The 18,377-nt window shown below is 35.0% G+C and carries 14 protein-coding genes; 3 read left to right on the forward strand and 11 right to left on the reverse strand.

Annotated features, from left to right (window positions below; genetic code table 11):
* Positions 1 to 21: 21 nt before the first annotated feature.
* From GXM16_RS10205 to GXM16_RS10220, 4 genes are all read right to left on the reverse strand, one after another.
* Positions 22 to 813 carry a gluconate 5-dehydrogenase gene (locus tag GXM16_RS10205; RefSeq protein ID WP_163394274.1) on the reverse strand — a complete coding sequence of 264 codons (792 nt, stop codon included), beginning with the start codon at positions 811 to 813 and terminating at the stop codon, positions 22 to 24.
* A 5-nt stretch (positions 814 to 818) separates the two neighbouring features.
* Positions 819 to 1,658, reverse strand: coding sequence for a 5-dehydro-4-deoxy-D-glucuronate isomerase (gene kduI / locus GXM16_RS10210; RefSeq protein ID WP_163394275.1), 840 nt, complete (start codon positions 1,656 to 1,658; stop codon positions 819 to 821).
* An 88-nt stretch (positions 1,659 to 1,746) separates the two neighbouring features.
* Entirely contained in the window at positions 1,747 to 3,063 is a 1,317-nt protein-coding gene (locus GXM16_RS10215; protein ID WP_163394276.1) for an MFS transporter, read from the reverse strand.
* A 45-nt stretch (positions 3,064 to 3,108) separates the two neighbouring features.
* Positions 3,109 to 4,686, reverse strand: coding sequence for an MFS transporter (locus GXM16_RS10220; protein ID WP_163394277.1), 1,578 nt, complete (start codon positions 4,684 to 4,686; stop codon positions 3,109 to 3,111).
* A 474-nt stretch (positions 4,687 to 5,160) separates the two neighbouring features.
* Here GXM16_RS10220 and GXM16_RS10225 point away from each other — a divergent pair, with 474 nt between their 5' ends.
* The 3 genes from GXM16_RS10225 to GXM16_RS10235 all read left to right on the forward strand — a co-directional run bounded on the left by GXM16_RS10225 (position 5,161) and on the right by GXM16_RS10235 (position 7,576).
* A complete protein-coding gene (locus GXM16_RS10225; RefSeq protein WP_163394278.1) occupies positions 5,161 to 6,081 on the forward strand; it encodes an alpha/beta hydrolase in 921 nt (306 codons plus the stop codon).
* Between the two features lie 81 nt (positions 6,082 to 6,162).
* The gene (locus GXM16_RS10230) at positions 6,163 to 6,462 is read left to right on the forward strand and encodes an ArsR/SmtB family transcription factor (RefSeq protein ID WP_031456306.1); all 300 of its coding nucleotides are present in this window, start codon (positions 6,163 to 6,165) and stop codon (positions 6,460 to 6,462) included.
* A 7-nt stretch (positions 6,463 to 6,469) separates the two neighbouring features.
* Positions 6,470 to 7,576 carry an NADH:flavin oxidoreductase gene (locus tag GXM16_RS10235; RefSeq protein ID WP_163394279.1) on the forward strand — a complete coding sequence of 369 codons (1,107 nt, stop codon included), beginning with the start codon at positions 6,470 to 6,472 and terminating at the stop codon, positions 7,574 to 7,576.
* A 124-nt stretch (positions 7,577 to 7,700) separates the two neighbouring features.
* Here the strand turns inward: GXM16_RS10235 and GXM16_RS10240 are convergent, their stop codons facing one another.
* The 7 genes from GXM16_RS10240 to GXM16_RS10270 form a co-directional block, all read right to left on the reverse strand.
* The gene (locus GXM16_RS10240; protein ID WP_163394280.1) at positions 7,701 to 8,846 is read right to left on the reverse strand and encodes an acyltransferase family protein; all 1,146 of its coding nucleotides are present in this window, start codon (positions 8,844 to 8,846) and stop codon (positions 7,701 to 7,703) included.
* A 95-nt stretch (positions 8,847 to 8,941) separates the two neighbouring features.
* Positions 8,942 to 9,592 carry a DUF1349 domain-containing protein gene (locus GXM16_RS10245; RefSeq protein WP_163394281.1) on the reverse strand — a complete coding sequence of 217 codons (651 nt, stop codon included), beginning with the start codon at positions 9,590 to 9,592 and terminating at the stop codon, positions 8,942 to 8,944.
* 119 nt (positions 9,593 to 9,711) lie between these two features.
* Positions 9,712 to 11,928: a glycoside hydrolase family 3 C-terminal domain-containing protein gene (locus tag GXM16_RS10250; protein WP_163394557.1), complete on the reverse strand. Its 2,217-nt coding sequence runs from the start codon at positions 11,926 to 11,928 to the stop codon at positions 9,712 to 9,714.
* A gap of 204 nt (positions 11,929 to 12,132) precedes the next feature.
* Entirely contained in the window at positions 12,133 to 13,698 is a 1,566-nt protein-coding gene (locus GXM16_RS10255; RefSeq protein WP_229684312.1) for a DUF6377 domain-containing protein, read from the reverse strand.
* 109 nt (positions 13,699 to 13,807) lie between these two features.
* Positions 13,808 to 16,066: an acyl-CoA dehydrogenase family protein gene (locus GXM16_RS10260; protein ID WP_163394283.1), complete on the reverse strand. Its 2,259-nt coding sequence runs from the start codon at positions 16,064 to 16,066 to the stop codon at positions 13,808 to 13,810.
* Between the two features lie 102 nt (positions 16,067 to 16,168).
* Positions 16,169 to 16,573 (reverse strand): GNAT family N-acetyltransferase, encoded by a 405-nt coding sequence (locus GXM16_RS10265; RefSeq protein WP_163394284.1) that lies wholly within the window; start codon positions 16,571 to 16,573, stop codon positions 16,169 to 16,171.
* A gap of 69 nt (positions 16,574 to 16,642) precedes the next feature.
* Positions 16,643 to 18,109 (reverse strand): glycosyltransferase family 2 protein, encoded by a 1,467-nt coding sequence (locus GXM16_RS10270; RefSeq protein WP_163394285.1) that lies wholly within the window; start codon positions 18,107 to 18,109, stop codon positions 16,643 to 16,645.
* Positions 18,110 to 18,377 lie beyond the last annotated feature (268 nt).

An 18,377-nucleotide genomic window follows, 5' to 3' on the forward strand; every position in this document is an offset into this window, starting at 1 on the left:
TTTTATAATATAATAGAAAAATTATTCTTCGTTCGATGGTTTTCCAATGGTAGCAAGAATTCCACCATCTACGTATAAAATGTGACCGTTTACAAAATCACTTGCTTTTGATGACAAAAATATTGCTGCACCAGCTAAATCTCCCGGATCTCCCCATTTTGCAGCAGGCGTTCTGCTGATGATAAAATCATTAAACGGATGTCCGTCAACTCTGATTGGTTTTGTTTGTTCTGTAGCAAAATAACCCGGACCGATTCCATTAATCTGAACATTGTATTTAGCCCATTCCGTCGCCATATTTTTGGTCAGCATTTTCAAACCTCCTTTTGCAGCAGCGTAAGCAGAAACAGTATTTCTTCCTAACTCACTCATCATCGAACAGATATTGATTATCTTTCCTTGTCTTCTTTCAATCATTCCTTTAGCTACATGCTTAGAAACTATGAACGGACTAACCAAATCAATATCCACAACTTCTCTGAAATCAGAAACCTCCATGTCTAACAAAGGAATTCTTTTGATAATTCCGGCATTGTTAATTAGAACATCGATTGGTCCAACTTCAGATTCAATTTTCTGAACAGCATCCTTAACTTGTTCTTCTTCTGTTACATTAAATTTGTAACCAACAGCATTGATTCCTTCACTCTGAAGCTCTTTTACTGCAGCATCAATTTTCTCCTGAGAAGAATTTCCGTTAACTACAATTGTAGCTCCCGCCTGACCTAATCCTTTTGCCATTGCCATTCCCAATCCGTGTGTACTTCCTGTGATTAAAGCAACTTTTCCTTTTATATCAAATAAGTTTGTCATGATTCTTATCTTAAATCTGTGATTTTACAAACATCCATATCTCCGTAATCTAAGTTCTCACCTGCCATTCCCCAGATAAAAGTATAATTACTTGTTCCTGAACCTGAGTGAATTGACCAAGGCGGAGAAATTACTGCCTGATGATTGTTCATCCAGATATGTCTTGTTTCCTGAGGCTGCCCCATAAAATGGCATACTGCCTGATTTTCCGGAATATCCAGATAGAAATAAACCTCCATACGTCGATCGTGAACGTGTGCCGGCATAGTATTCCAAACACTACCCGTTTTTAATTCCGTCATACCCATTTGCAATTGACAAGTTGTTACAACACTACCAATAATCATTTGATTTACTGTACGGTGATTTGCCGTTTCAACAGTTCCTAAATGTAATTTATTTGCTTCTGCCAGACTTACTTTTACGGTTGGGTAAGTAGTATGAGCCGGTGCCGAATTGATATAAAATTTAGCAGGATTGTTTTTATCATCACTTTTAAAAACTACTTCTTTATTACCGCTTCCGATATATAAAGCGTCTTTAAATCCTAATTCATAGGATGTTCCTTCCACTAACACAGAGCCGCTTCCTCCAACATTGATTATTCCTAATTCTCTTCTTTCTAAAAAATACGGTGCTTTAAGCGGATCAATAGTTTCTAAAACTAAATCACCTTTTACTGGAACAGCAGAACCTGTAATATATCTGTCGTAATGAGAATAAACTAATACCACTTCATCTTCCTGCATCAAATCATCAATCAGGAATTCATTTCTCAACTCCTGAGTGTCATATTTTTTTACAGCTTCTGGGCTTGATGCGTATCTGGAACTATATTTCGTCATAATTTATTTTTTAATGTAATCGATTGCACAAAATTATATTTTTATATTTAAATATCATAACACAAATGAAAAATTATTTGTGTAATTATCACACTTCTACTTTTTTCATTTTTGGAACTAAGATATGCATAATAAGCCAGGCTAATAAATATGCTGCTCCACAGATACAGAACATTATAAAATATCCTGTTTCAATTTTACCGATTTTAGTATAATAAACAAACATATTTTTTTGCACTAAAACCGTTAGTAAAATTCCTCCCAGCGCTCCGAACATACCTCCTATCCCCGTAACAGAAGCAGTAGCTTTTTTAGGAAACATATCAGAAACTGTTGTGAAAATATTTGCACTCCACGCCTGATGTGCTGAGACTGCAAAACCGATTACTAAAATAGCCCACCACATATTTATAGTTCCTAGATATTGAGAAAACAACACTGGCAAAACAGCAAAAGCATACAGCAACATACTTGTTTTACGGGCTTTGTATGCCGGCCAGTTTTTCTCAATTAATTTTAAAGGTAGCCAGCCTCCAAAAATACTTCCAACACTTCCAATAACATACACTAAAGCACAAGGCCAGATAATTTCAGTAGCAGTAAGTTTGTATTGTTTCATTAAGAAATCAGGCAACCAAAACAAATAAAACCACCAAACAGGGTCTGTTAACAATTTACCAATTGCAAATGCCCATGTCTGACGGAAACTCAGCAGTTTTAACCAGGATACTTTTTCTGTATCTTCGGCTTCAACTACATCAGCTTTATCTGCCGTAATATATTCAAGTTCTGCTTGTGACAGACGTTTTTGTTTTTGAGGGACTTCATACAAAACAAACCACAATGCCAGCCAGACAAATCCAATAACTCCCGTTGCTATAAATGCCCATTGCCAGCCATAGTTTTCAGCAATGAAAGGAACAGACAAGGGAACAATGATAGCTCCAATATTGCTACCCGAATTAAAAATTCCTGTAGCCAGAGCGCGTTCTTTTTGCGGAAACCATTCAGCTGTGGCTTTTATCGCTGCCGGAAAATTCCCTGCTTCAGTAACTCCTAAAAATATACGGGCAATTAAAAACCCTCCAGTTCCAGTAGCAAATGCATGTCCTACAGCTGCTAAACTCCACAGACCGGTTGCTACTGCATAGCCCAATTTTGTACCTAATTTATCAATAATTCCTCCTGCAACCAGCATTCCAAGTGCATAGGCAATTTTAAAAGCCAATTCTATATTTGAATAATCAATTACTTCCTGTTCCGGAGTCCAGTTAAAGGCTTCAGCCAGAAAAGGCCTTAAGTAACTAATTACATTTCGATCTAAATAATTTACGGTTGTAGCAAAGAAAACTAAGCTACAGATTGTCCAGCGATACTTTCCTATCGCTGCATTGGTTTGGTTCATAATCTGGTTTGGTTTGGTTGGTTAATTTAGTTAGCATAAAATCTTTTAAAGATCTGTAATCGGTCTATATTTTGGCACTAAGGTTTTCATTACAAACCAGCCAATCAAGTAGCAAACTCCACAAATAGAGAAAATAATCATATATCCTGAATTGATACCGTTATAAACAGCATCTCCTGATTTTGATAATAATTTTAAAAATTCTTCTAAATTAGCTACACCTTTTTCTTTTAAAAAGACCTCTTCAGTTTGTGGATTTAGAAATTGAGGATATTTTTCCAATAGAGACTGCCCATTTATTAAACTCCAGTTTCTTTGAGTAAAATCAAATAAAAGCCCAGAACCTTTGTTAATTAAAGTTGAGCCTAAACCTCCTGCTAAACCACCAATACCTGTAACAGTAGCAATGGCTTTTTTAGGAAACATATCTCCAACGGTTGTAAAGATATTTGCCGACCAGGATTGGTGCGCAGCCCCGGCAATACCAATGATAATTACTGGTACCCAATAACTGATATATCCTAAAGGCTGTGCTGCTAAAGCTAATAATGGGAAAAATGCAAAAATTAACATCGCTTTCATTCTTCCTTCATAAGGATTCATTCCTTTCTTATCAACAAAATACGTTGGTAACCATCCGCCAATAATAGAAAGTAACGTAATTCCATAAAGTACAAATAATGCAAGTTGTCCATCTGGATCAGAAGTTTTTATTCCATACACTGAGCTTAAATAAGCAGGCATCCAGAACAAAAAGAACCACCATACACCATCAGTCATAAATTTTCCAAATGCAAATGCCCAGGTTTGTTTGTATTTAAAACAATCTTTAAAACTTACTTTAGCAACAGTTTCAGTAACGTAACCTGCGATATTACTATCAGCAATATCATCCTGCTGAATGTATGCTAATTCTGCAGCATTAACTCTTGACTGGTTTTCTGGTTTTTCATACATAAATTTCCAAAAAGCCATCCACAAAAATCCTAATGCACCGATTATAATAAAAGACATTTCCCAACCCCATAGTTCAGCAATAACAGGAATTGTTAAAGGAGCCGCTAATGCACCAATTGTTGCTCCTGCATTAAAAATACTAGTTGCAAATGCTCTGTCTTTTTTTGGGAAATACTCAGCTGTTGTTTTAATAGCTGCAGGAAAGTTTCCTGCTTCTCCAACTGCCAAAACAAAACGGGCGAAAATGAATAAAGCAACACTCACATTAAGAACCAATGCTGTATCATTTACAGTACTGATCACTTCTTTTGCTCCGTGAAATCCAACAAACCAATTTCCTGTAATTATTCCTGATGTTGCAATCCCTGCAAAAGCATGCAAACAAGCTCCCAAAGACCATATACCAATAGCCCATAAGAAACCTTTTTTAGTATCCATCCAATCAACAAAACGACCAGCAAACAACATACTTACAGCATAAAATATAGAAAATAGTGCGGTAATATTTCCATAATCATTGTTAGTCCAGTGAAATTCAGGTGCTATAAAATCTTTCCATGTTAACGAAAGAACTTGTCTGTCTAAATAATTAATGGTTGTTGCAAAAAACAATAATGCGCAAATACTCCAGCGATAATTTCCAATAGATTTGTTGGTTTGACTCATAGTAACTATGTTTGTTTGGTTATAAAAACCGTTTAATTAATTTAAAAAACTGGTGTTTTTCAATTTTATGTAAATCGATTTCGTTGATTAATTATAAAATCCCAAAAGTATAATTAATTCTAATAGAAACCTAAAAATGTAATCGATTGCACAAATATAAGTTTAAATACTTATATTCCAAATAAATTACTTAAAAAATTATTTCAGGTAACAAATTAAACATATATATCAAAAAAAGACGTATAATATTACATAATAAATAATACTTTTGTTAAATAAAAACCTGCCATAAAACCACCTAAAACATTGATATAATAACATCTAAAAACCATTATTGACATTTTTTTTATTGATTTCTCAACAAAGAATCCATACTTTGAATTATATTTCATAATCACACAATACTCATAATGTACTTAAGTATCTAAAAAAAATTAATACCATATAAAATTGAAAACACCGGCAGAAATTAATATGAAAAAGAGTTTTTACTTATTCTTTTTATTATTTGGCATCATCAGTGAGTTACATTCTCAAAATGAAATTTTATCTATTTGGAACAAAATACCAGATGAAATAGCTACTCCTGATTATAAGGAAAAAGAAGTTATAAACGAGGGCAAAATTCAACGTACAAGTCAGGTTACTGTTCCAACATTAAGTGTTTTTCTTCCAAAAGAAATAAAGCCTAATCAAACTGCAGTCCTTATTTTTCCGGGTGGTGGGTATGCCCATTTATCAATGGAGAAGGAAGGAGCCAATGTCGCACAATGGTTAAATACGCTTGGAATTACTGCTTTTGTTATAAAATATAGATTACCCAGCGATTTAATTATGAAAGACAAATCCGTTGGGCCTCTACAGGATGCTCAGGAAGCAATTCGATATGTTCGGTCTAATGCAGCAAAATGGAACATTGATCCTAATAAAATTGGCACAATAGGGTTTTCTGCAGGAGGTCATTTAGCAGCAACACTGGCAACACATTTTGATGATAAAGTATATGAATCGAAATTCAGCATTAGCGCCCGACCGGACTTTTCAATTTTAATTTATCCGGTAATATCTATGGAAAATCGTATTACACACAAAGGCTCACAGACGAATTTGTTAGGCAAAGAACCTTCGCAGATTCTTATTGATAATTTTTCTAACGACAAAAAAGTTGCACCGCAGACGCCTCCAACATTTTTAGTACATGCTTCTGATGATAGTGCTGTTTTACCTGAAAACAGTATCAATTATTATTTAGCGTTAAAGAAAAATAATATTTCTGCTGAATTACATATTTACGAAAAAGGAGGTCATGGTTTTGGCTTGGGAGTAAAAGACACCAGTCAGTTTTGGAGTAATGACTGTAAAGAATGGCTCAAAATCAATCATTATATTTTCTAAAAGCTAATCACTTATCATAAAATTTATCTAAAATTATTTTTAATTAATTTACATATCGGGAAAAGTCGATATATTTGCATTATGGAACAAGTAGAAATTTTTAAGGCATTGTCTAACAAATCCAGATTACAAATGCTGGAATGGCTAAAAGAACCCGAACTCAACTTCCCGGATCAAATCACTGCAGGATTTGAACATGGCGTTTGTGTTGGACAGATACAAGCCAAAGCAGGCCTTACTCAATCTACAGTTTCTGAATATTTGTCGATTTTACAACGTGCAGGATTTATAGAATCTACACGAGTTGGACAGTGGACATACTACAAACGCAACGAAAGTGCCTTTGAAGCACTCAGTAAATTAATTGAATCTAATTTGTAAATTACTTATGAGTACAAACAGTTTGTTTTCTCCATTCGACCTGAAAACACTACATCTTAAAAACAGAATTGTGATGGCGCCTATGACGCGATCCTTTTCTCCAAACGGAACTCCAACTGAACAAGTTGCTTCATATTATCAAAAAAGAGCGGAAGGCGAAGTTGGACTAATATTATCTGAAGGAACTGTTATTGACAGGCCATCATCCTCAAACGATGCCAATGTACCACACTTTTACGGCACTGAAGCCTTAAATGGCTGGAAAAAAGTCATCGATGAAGTTCATGCAGCCGGAGGTCAGATGGGACCGCAAATCTGGCATATGGGGATCATGGACAATCATCACTCGGGATGGGTTCCTCCTGTTCCTTTTGAAGGACCGTCCGGGTTCAATCGTCCTGATTTCAGAAACGGTATTGCCATGTCTGAAAAAGATATTGAAAACACCATTTTAGCTTTCGGAAAAGCAGCAGCTGATGCAAAAAGATTAGGTTTTGAAACTATCGAAATTCACGGCGCACACGGCTATTTGATTGATCAGTTTTTTAGAGCTGAAACCAATTTACGTACCGATATTTATGGAGGAAAAACACTTCCGGAACGTAATCGTTTTGCTATTGAAGTGGTAAAAGAAATCAGAAAGCAAGTTGGTGAAGATTTTGCTGTAATTATGCGATTCTCTCAATTCAAACCTTCTGACTATAATTATAAACTTGCTAAAAATCCAAAGGAATTAGAGGCTTGGCTTACTCCGCTTGTTGATGCCGGAGTAGATATTTTACATTGTTCACAAAGAAGATTCTGGGAACCTGAATTTGAAGATTCTGACCTAAACTTTGCAGGATGGGCAAAGAAAGTTACAGGAGCGCCAACCATAACAGTAGGTTCAATCGGATTATCAAGTGATTTCTTCGGTGCTTTTGCAGGAGAAAGTTCTGAACCAACTTCTTTGGAAGAACTGAACAGACGTTTCGACAGAGGCGATTTTGATCTGGCTGCTGTTGGAAGACCTTTATTGTCTGACCCTAATTGGGTTGCAAAAATTAAAGCGGGAAAAACGGATCAATTGAAAGGTTTCAGTAAGGAAGCTTTAGGGCAATTGGTTTTAGAATAATTTTACAAAAATAGAAAGACGCATAGCTGTGCGTTTCTACAAATGTACACCTCTAAATAAAAATTAAACACAAAGGGATGAACCGTTTTAAAGTTCATCCCTTTTCAAATTTTATATTCGGAAATTATTCCGTAACAACAACTTTTCGTTTTTGAAATTTATTCTGAAGCCAGTTTCGAACCGGTTCATCGTACAATTTTAAACATAAATAAGCCAAAACGATACTGGCTACTAAAACTCCAATACCTACCAAGTATCCATCTTCTAAAGAAACTTTATTATCTACAGCCCAAGCCGTAAACCAATAAATCAGCGGATAATGTGTGATATAAATTGGATAGGAAATATCCCCCAGCCATTTGCAGATTTTAAGTGAAAACGGATTTTTTATTTCTCCTCCTGCACCAATTGATACTATCAAAGGAAATACCAGAATAATACAAAACGATTCGTATAAACCGTTCATCCACAAACTATTTTCATCTCCAATTCTTGGCACTATCAGAACTATCGATATCAATAAACTGCATACCCAGAAAGCACCTTTTATATGAATTAATTTTCCTAATCGGGAAAGTAAAATTCCGGCAAAGAAAGGATATAATAAGCGTGTAAACCCGATATTCATTTGTTCCAAATTAAGAGACCATCCTCCAATAACATCTCCTTTTGGTCCAAACACAGTGTAATTAATCAGTAAACCTGCAAATATGAAAACAAAAACTCCCAGTACTTTATTTGAGAATTTACGGAAGAATAAAGCGTACAAAATATTCGCAATATATTCGAAAAAAAGCGACCAGGCAGGTCCGTCAAGCGGATGCATTTCACCCCAGCCTCTAATCTCCATTGATGGCGGAATTGGAAGCAATGTGAAACCAATGACCATGGTTAAAATTACCTTCCACACTTCCATTCCGGCAATCATCGGAAATAATTTATCAGAAGCCTGAAAATAGTAAAATAGGGCCCCAATAATCATTCCCATAATTACCATGGGCTGCAGGCGGATCAAACGGCGTTTGTAAAATTCCCATTGTGTCATTTTCCCCCAACGATCATCATACGCATAAGCTACAACAAATCCTGATAAAAGAAAAAAGAAATCTACGGCCAGATAACCGTGATTGATAATTTGTTTAAAACGGTTTCCTCCCGCAAAGGTTTCAAAAACATGAAAAGCAACTACTAAAATCGCTGCTACTCCACGTAATCCGTCTAAAATTTCATAATGTTTTTTGGGTTTGATTTCATTAAAAGCTAAACTCATAAAAATGTTTTAATGGTTAAATAGTTCGTTTTATTTTTTTGGCGGAATCTAAAATAGGTAAATTAATCGGAACTTTTTATTTGACTCGATATAGTTTACTCCTGATGGCTTTTAAGCCATTCTAATCTGCGCTGATCCGGTAAATGGGTTACTTTGAAGTTTTCAAATTTGGCTTCAAAACCTTTTCCATCAGGTGAAGCGGCCATCAAACCTACCATAACCGGCGTATTATCCTGTAAAGGTGCATTACGGGTCAGGATATAATTTTTATCATCATAAGAAAAGAATATTTCAACTGCATCCAGTCTTCTCACTACTTTTATCCATACAAATGGCGGTGCTTTGTCTAAAGTTGTTACACTCCAGTCACTTTTATCATGTGTTACAACGGTGCTAATATTGAATTTTCCGTCAACAAATTCAACTCCGGTTTTAATATAGTTTTTTTCATCAATTCGAATCATCAGACCCATTTGATCAAAACGTGCAATATAATTGCCGGTCAATTTTACTTTGGCTTCAAATTCACCGCCATAAGTTGCATAATAAAAAGGTGCATCATCAACCGTAAAACCATAATGTGAAATACGCCAATAATCACTATTTCCCGTAACATTCATGATTAAAGCATTGTTTTTTATTTCCCATTTTTCAGGTTCATTAAACCATTGCATTTTGTTCAGGCTCTGCGCCGAAAGGTTTTCTATTAAAAAGAATACCGCTGCAACTAAAATTATTCGTTTCATAATTATTTTTTTATAAGAGTTAAAACATCTAACATTTTACATCTAACTACTCTAAAAGCAAAGCTGTAACTTTTTACAATTACAGCTTTACAACCAACCAATTTAGAAAATTAATGAAATTATTGAAGTGAAAAAATCACTTTAGATTTTATATCCGTTGAAGATGCACCAACAATAGCTTCAAAAGCTCCGGGTTCTGCAACCCAGTCGTGTTTTTTATCATCAAAAAAGCTCAAAGCCGTTTTATCTATTGTAAAATTCACTGTTTTTTCTTCTCGTGCTTTAAGCGAAATTTTCTCAAAACCTTTTAATTCCTTTATCGGACGAGGCAAAGAAGATTTTAAATCACTGATATAAAGCTGAACAATTTCTGATCCTTCACGGCTTCCTGTGTTTTTTACTTTTACAGAAAATGTAATCTGATCATTGGCAGAAATCTGTTTTTTATCAGCCGTTACTTTTCCGTACTCGAAAGTCGTATAACTCAATCCATGACCGAAAGAAAATAGTGGTTTTGCTTTTTGTTTGTCTGCCCAACGGTAACCTACAAAAATACTTTCGTTATATTTAACCTCATCACCGCCCGGAAATTCTCCTAACGCATGTGCTCCGTTATCAGACAATTTTACCGGAAAAGTAAACGTCAGTTTTCCAGAAGGGTTTACATCTCCTACTAAAACATTTGCCAATGCGTTTCCGGCTTCTGTACCTAAAAACCATCCCTGTACAATTCCCGGAACTTCTTTAACCCACGGCATTGCTACAGCATTTCCGGAGATGTTTACGAAAACTATATTCTTATTTACCTTAGCTAACTCACTGATCAATTTATCCTGATTATATGGAAGACCTAAATCTTTACGGTCTGTTCCTTCGGCATCCTGATTGTCACTTTTGTTTAATCCTCCAATAAAAAGGATTATATCAGCATCTTTGGCAACTTTTAAAGCTTCAGCAGTCAACTCGGCAGCTGAGCGTTTGTCTTCTAAACTCACTTTTGCCACTACTCCGTTATAATTACTGGTTGGATCTCCAACATATCCGCGGGCGTAAACAATCTCGGCCTGATTTCCGATTCTTTTCTTTAAACCTTCAAGCGGAGTGATTTCATATCTTGCTTTTAATGATGAACTTCCCCCTCCTACTGTCATCATTTTGATGGCATTTTCACCAATAACAACTATTTTTTTAGTTTTAGAAAGATTGATTGGCAAAATATTATTGTTATTCTGAAGCAATACAATTCCTTCTTCTGCAATTTTCAAACCTGCTTTAGCGTGTTCTTCTGTTCCAAAAGATCCGAAAGGTCTGTTTTTATCCATATTGGTAAGGAAAGACAATCGCAGGATACGACGTACTTTTTCGTCTAATTCTTTAGTTCCTACTTCGCCTTTTTTAATCATTTCTGAATAAGGTTTTGCCAGAAAATAATTGTCATAAGCGTTACTGGTTCCCCATGAAAGTCCGTTAGTCCAGGAACCGAATTCCATATCTAAACCATTATGAATCGCTTGTTTTGTATCATGAACTCCTCCCCAATCTGAAACTACAACTCCCTTGAAACCCCATTCACCACGAAGAATGTCATTTAGCAGAAACTCATTATGGCAACACTGCTGCCCTTTGTATTTATTGTAAGACCCCATAATGGCCCACGCATCACCTTCCTGAACAGCAGCTTTAAAAGCCGGCAGATAGATTTCATACAAAGCACGGTCGTCCACAATTACATTTACTGAATTGCGATTGGTTTCCTGATTGTTTAAAGCAAAATGTTTTACACAGGCAGCAACTCCAATTGACTGAACACCTTTAATATAAGGAACCACCATTTTTGAAGTCAGAAAAGGATCTTCTCCCATATATTCAAAGTTACGGCCGTTTAATGGGCTTCTGTAAATATTTACACCAGGGCCTAAGAGTACATTTTTATTACGGTAGCGTGCTTCTTCTCCCAATGATTTACCGTATAACGAAGCTAATTCTTTGTTCCATGTTGCAGATAAAGCCGTCAACGCAGGAAAAGCAATACAAGAATCGTTAGTCCAGCCTGCCTGATCCCACTCATCCCATTTTACCTCAGTACGAATTCCGTGTGGTCCGTCGGTCATCCAGTTTTCAGGAATTCCTAAACGTTTTACACCTGGCGAGCTAAATTTAGACTGCGCATGAATCATGGCAATTTTTTCATCAGTTGTCATTCGCGCAAGCGCATCTTCTACACGCTCATCAATAGGCTTTTTATCATCGAGATAAATTGGAATTTTATTTTGTGCATTAATTCCAAATGAATTTAGCAATAGTAAAATGGCTATTACTTTAACGTTCTTAAACATACTTTTTAATTTATTAGTCATAGTCAGACTATTTAGATTAAACATGTAAAATGTCATCTAAATAATATGGTAAAACTAAAACGATATCGTGTCCGTAAAAATCCTAAATAAAAAAAGTAGTAATTTTAAAAATCAAAAAACTAATAATCAGTATTTTAAACAAAATAAAATACCGAAAAAAGTAGTGATTTTAAAAATAAATAATTAGCTTTTCTGAGAAACCAAGCCTATTTTCATGACCATTTCCTCAAAATCATTCCTGGAAACTATGGCTTTGTTTCTGGCTCTGGTACGATAATTATAAATAGTGCTTAAAGAGTAACGAAGAAAAGCAGCAATTTTTACGCTATCCGTTATTCCGAGTCTAATCAGGGCAAAAATTCGGAGTTCTGTATTGAGCAGTTCTGCTTGTTTTACTATAATTTGTTCTTCGGGGGTAAGCAAAGCATTGAAGTCTTTTACGAAAGTAGGATACAGACTTAAAAAGATATTGTCAAAATTTTTGTATAATTCTTCCAGTTCATTATCAACTAAAGTAGTCGATTTCAACATTTTGTAAATTTCATCAAACTGTTTGGCGGTTGCCTTTTTGTTTAAAATAACACGATAATTTTCAAGCTTATTGATGTAGGCTGAACACAGACTAAAGAAATTTGCAATGTATTCCTCTTTAATATGATTGGATTCTGATAATTGAGCATTACGTTCCTGAAGCTGATTATTAGTTTCGGTAATGTCTTTGTTTAATTCGGCTAATTTTTGACTGGTTACATAAAGTTCTCCACGAATTCTGGACACTTTTTTCATCTGCTTGTAAACGTAAATTACGGCTACAATTAAAAACAATGACAACAAACTGATACACAAAAGATAAACCTGAAGTTCTGTTTTTCGCTGGGCCTCACGTTCTAAATAAGCCGTATTGATAATGGAATAAAGCTGTGACATCAGAAGGGTTCGAAATTGCACATTACAATATAATGCGTCTTCTATGGCAGATTGTGTGAGTTTATAAGCCATATCAACATCTCCCAACTCATAAAAAACCATAGCCAGTTCCTGTTGTGAAGCATTATCTTTTATGGCTTGTTTAATATCTGAAGCCGCAGAAAGGGCATAATATTTTTTTACTAATTCGATCTGATGGGTCTTTTCAGAAATGTTTCCTAAAAGATAGGTAATCATTGCAAATTGCGGATTATCATCTTTCATACCTTTTAACAGGCTTAGCAATTGTTTTTCAGCAACATCAAATTTTTTGTAATAAATATCCTTCTGAATTTTATTGATTTTATAATCTAAAGAATTAGGATTTAAAACTCCCAGCAACGAATCACGATATTTGCCTATTTGTTCAATAAATTCCCAACTAGGACTGTTTGCGTTATAATGCTCATAAAATTCACGATAGGTAATATAATAAGTAGGCAATAATGATTTTTCTAATTCTTTTTTATTGATTTTTTTTAGAATAGCTTCTGATTCAAGGTATTTACCCGAAGATGAATATAGGTTTGCCAATTGCAATTGAGCCAGATGCATTAAACTCTGTTTATGAAGTTCATCAGCAATTTTCAGGTTTTTCTTTACATAAAAAATGGCCGAATCGGATTTGAATTTCTGATACTCTTTATATAATGCCTGATTATAATTATACTCCTGTTCTTTAGAAAGATCCTCTGATTTTATCTTTTTGAAATTTAAAATCCGTTCTTCCTTTAAGCGAACATAATGCTGTTTGTTTTTTACAGCTTCGTTTAGTTTATCCAAAATAGTATCTGTACTATTCGATGAATAACCGGAAAAGTAAACAAGAAGAGTTATAAGAAACAGACAACAATTTTTCAAGTGATAGAAATAAAATTTTATACGATTATAATTATACAGCAATTGGCGCCGCCAGACAACTCTCCGGAATATCAAAAGCGTTTACCAAAGAAACCGCATCCGGTCTGACATCCCAACAAAGCTGATTTACCATTTTACGGATTGCTTTAGTTTTCACCGCTTCCATGTAACCATCTTCTAAATACCATCCTTTGTTTTTTTCTATTTGCGAAAGCGCATACAACTGATTTAATTTCTGCAATATTTCTTTTGTTTTTAGATCTTCAACTTTTGCTATTGCCATTTGAAATTGTTCCAAAACCACTCTTTCCAAATACGCCTCAGCCACATCAATCATTTGATGCTGAACCACATTAAAAGCATCATACGCTTCTAAGCCTTCATCAATGAGTTTTTTGATACGTCTTGCTGCCGATGCCAAAATTGTTTTTTCCTTGTGTACAAAAGCCTGCAGATGAAACTGGTTATCCAGCAAATGTTCATCATCGGTTCTTCTGGTTACGATTGGATTTTTCTCTGCTAAAGCCGTTTTAGCATTTTCAAAAACATAATTGATGATACCGAAAGATCCCATTTCGCCAAATGACTTTCTGAATTCAGCCAGACGATTTTTCGCTACCAACTGCATCAAAACTGTATTATCACCTTCGAAAGTGGTATAAATTTCAGTATCGTTTTTTAGTGCGTTTATTCTGTTTTCAGACAAATATCCTTTTCCGCCACAAGCTTCACGGCATTCCTGTAAAATATCTCTGGTACTCCATGTTGAATAAGATTTCATTCCGGCTGCCAAAGCTTCAATATCCTGCATTTCAGCTTCTGTTCTGTTTAAGAAACGGCTGGTAAGATATTGTAATCCGAAATGTACCGCATAGGTTTTTGCCAAATGTGGAAGCAATCTTCGCTGGTGCATTCTGTAATTTAAAATTGGAACTTCAGAACCGCCTTCAGGTCCGAATTGTCTTCTTTGATCGCTGTAGCGGATGGCAATCGTAAGACCTGATTTTGCTGCTGCTAAAGCCGATCTCGGAATTCCGATTCGTCCTCCTACTAAAGTGCCTAACATGGTAAAAAAACGTCTGTTATCACTCGGAATCGGACTTTCGAATTCACCTTTGTCATTCACAGAAGCAAATCTGTCCAACATATTATCTTTCGGAATCACAACATGATCAAAACTGATTTTTCCGTTATCAACTCCGTTAAGACCCATTTTATGACCGCAATCACTTATTGTAATTCCGTTTAAAACGTTTCCGTTTGTATCGCGCAATGGCACTACAAAAGCATTTACACCATAATCGTGGCCGTCTATAATCAGTTTGGCAAAAACGGTCGCCATTTGTCCGTGAACGGCTGCATTACCAATATATTCTTTCTGGGCTTTTTCGTGAGGAGTATGAATGGTAAAAGTCTGATCGTTATGATTGTAAGTTGCTGTCGTTTCAAGTCCTTTTACGTTTGAACCATGGTGTGTTTCGGTCATCGCAAAACAACCCGGAATTTTTAGTGAACCAATATCTTTTAAATATTTTGCATAATGCTTTTCGGTTCCCAATGACTGAACGCTCATTCCCCAAAGCCCGAACTGAACACCAAATTTTATCACTAAACTCAAATCGTGATAACTCAGTGTTTCCATAATAGCAAAATAATTGGCTATGTTTTCTCCTCCTCCATATTGTTTTGGATATGCCATATTTCCGAGGTTTTCATCCGCTAAAATTTTACACCAATCGTAAACAGTCTGGCGATAGACATTAATATCCGTAGAAGTTTCATAAGCAAATTCAGGTCTGGAAATAACCGATTTTACTTTTTTTATAATTTCAGATTCTGTGCCATCCAGAAGTTCCGTAATTTTCTGGACATCGAAATTACTATTGGTTTGGGAACTGGCGGTAAAGGAATCTGCTTTTGTTTTGAAGTTCTGAATCAATTCTTCACCCAAAACCCCAAGATCATTTTCGAGTTTTGTAAACTTTAATTCTAATCCTGAGATATTCAAATCTTTTTCAGAAAGGGCTACAGCGATATCAAAAATGGACTTTATAGACGATTTATCTTTTATACTTTTCTCAATATCCGATTTCCATTGTGTGAGTTCATTTCGCGAAGGCGGATTCGAAATATCCACTTTTGAAAGAAGATATTGTTGCTCTTCCTGAGAAAGCAGCGTTAAGGAAGTAATAAATTCCTGTAAAGTTGAAAACTCTTTTTGCGTTAAAAGATCGTCTGACCAAACAAGGTATAAAAGTGGTATAAAAGCCTTAATTTTTGAATTCTCCATAGCGAACTTAATTATTAATTTGTCTGTGGTTAAATTAAGATAATTAATTGACGTTTTCTACAAATCAGGCGCAATTAGGATTTTTTTCACATTTTCAAAAAATCAAAAACAAATTTCCATAATTGTAAATTCCTGACCTGCTTTACTGAATGTTTGAAAAGTATCTTTCATCCCGAGTTTTTCATAGAAAGATTTTTTACCGGATCTGGCATTACACCAAATTCTCTTTACATCTTTTTTTCTGGCCATTTCGAAAATATATTTTAAAAGTTCCGACGCTATTCCCTGACCTTGATATTCGGGTAAAGTGGCCAGTTTTCTAAACTGCATTTTATCATCTGAAATAAAACAGGATACAATTGAAACCACTTTTTCTTCTATAAAAACACCAAAATGCAGTCCGGATTCATCTTCATCCAGCTGAACAAATTCCAAAGGCTGATCCGGCCACATCACTTCATGTCTGATTTGCCAGGTATCTGAGGGGTTGATTGATTTTATTATCATCTTATAAAAAATAAAAACCGCCTTAATCCACAAGAAAAAGACGGTTCTAAAATAATCTAATTTTTTATTTTATTTGGCTACCGGGCTATATTGTTCTAAAGGAACAAATTCTTCTGCTTTCTTTTCTGACAAACCACGGGTCAGCCATCCTTTTTTATGAGCTGTAATAATGGCGTACGGAGTAATCCAAAACAGGCTAAAACTGTAAAAAACACTATATGAATAAGCCCACATTGCTTCAGAATAACTATATTTTTTAGCGTAAAAGAAAGCTGAAAAACTGGATATAATGAATATGCTTAAAAGTGTTGAACTAAAAAACAATAACGGATGTATTGCAATAAAAAAGAACATGAACAGTAAAAATGGTAAAGACATTATAATTTTCGCCGTCTGGTCTAAGTATAAAAGTCTGGTTCCTAATTTAGATTCATTTCTGAAATTTTTGAAAACATATTTCGCCATCATCAGATTTTCCCTAACATTGCTTCTTCCCCATCTGATAAACATTTTATACAATCCGGTATATTCTTCGGGAACGTTCGTAAGTACAATTGAATTTCTTTGAAATAGTACCTTGTAACCCTGTTTCAAAATCATATTGGTCATTGCACGGTCCTCACCAATATCTGAAGGTTCTCCCATAAAAGTCTGATTGATCCATTCTTCAAGACAGGCAAATACAGATTTTTTTCGATACGCTGCCAAAGCTCCGGGAGTACAGAATACAGATCCCAATACACTTTCTACAGAACGTACAAATTCAAAACTCATTACAAAACTCACATTAAGCATTTTAGGAAGCATTGCTGTTTTATTATTCAATACATGAACATTTCCGGCAACAGCACCGCATTTTTCATTGTGAACAAAAGGACTTACTAAATTACGTAATGTATCTTTCTTTACAATTGAATCACTATCAACAGTTACAAAAATTTCTCCTGTTCCCAACTTAAATCCTCTGTAAAGTGCATGGCGTTTTCCTTTATTTTGTGGCTGCTGATAAATTGACAATCGGTCGCCCAATTTTATTTTGGCTTGCTGAATCCAATACCAGGTATCATCTTTACTTCCGTCGTCAATAGCCATAATTTGCATTTTCTCTTCCGGATAGTCGCTATCTGCTAAACTTAGTAAGGTTTCCCAAACCAGTTTCCCTTCATTATAAGCCGGAACTATAACTGTACAGGTAGGCAGTAAATCATCTGAAACAGATTCTATAGGCTTGTATTTGAAATAAAGAAAAGACTTGTACAGAAAAACTCCGGCTTTAAAAAGAAATAATACAGTCGCCAGAATCAAAAATGGATAACCCCAGGCAGAGTTTATTCTGTCAATGTGAAACTGATCGAAGTCGGACTGGAATTTATAAACCAAAAAAGCTCCGGTTAACATTAGTAAAAAAGTGCTTATAAGTATTGCAATACCCGTTGCACTTGTAGTTTTGTCATTATTTATTGCGTATTGTTCTTTATATGATTCATTAAGCTCTGAGGCATATAATTGTTCTGAAGTAATTGTTTCGCTTTTCATTCTGGATTGTATTTATTATCTAAATGGCATTTATTTTTAATTCTTTTATCTGAGTGAATTATTATAATGCTGAATATGCAAGGCATGTGCCATTTAAATGTAAGGCTGATATTAAGCTATTTAAGAAAGTTAACCCTCTTTATATGTATATTTATTACACACTTTTCAGAAACATTACACACTTTTTTGAACTTTTACTCAATTAAAAGAGAATGAATTTTAGAACAAGCAAAATAGAAAAAACCGCCTGATTCGAAAAGAAAAAGAC

Origin of the sequence: Flavobacterium limi (genome assembly GCF_010645075.1) — a bacterium.
In the GTDB taxonomy this organism is placed as follows: domain Bacteria; phylum Bacteroidota; class Bacteroidia; order Flavobacteriales; family Flavobacteriaceae; genus Flavobacterium; species Flavobacterium limi.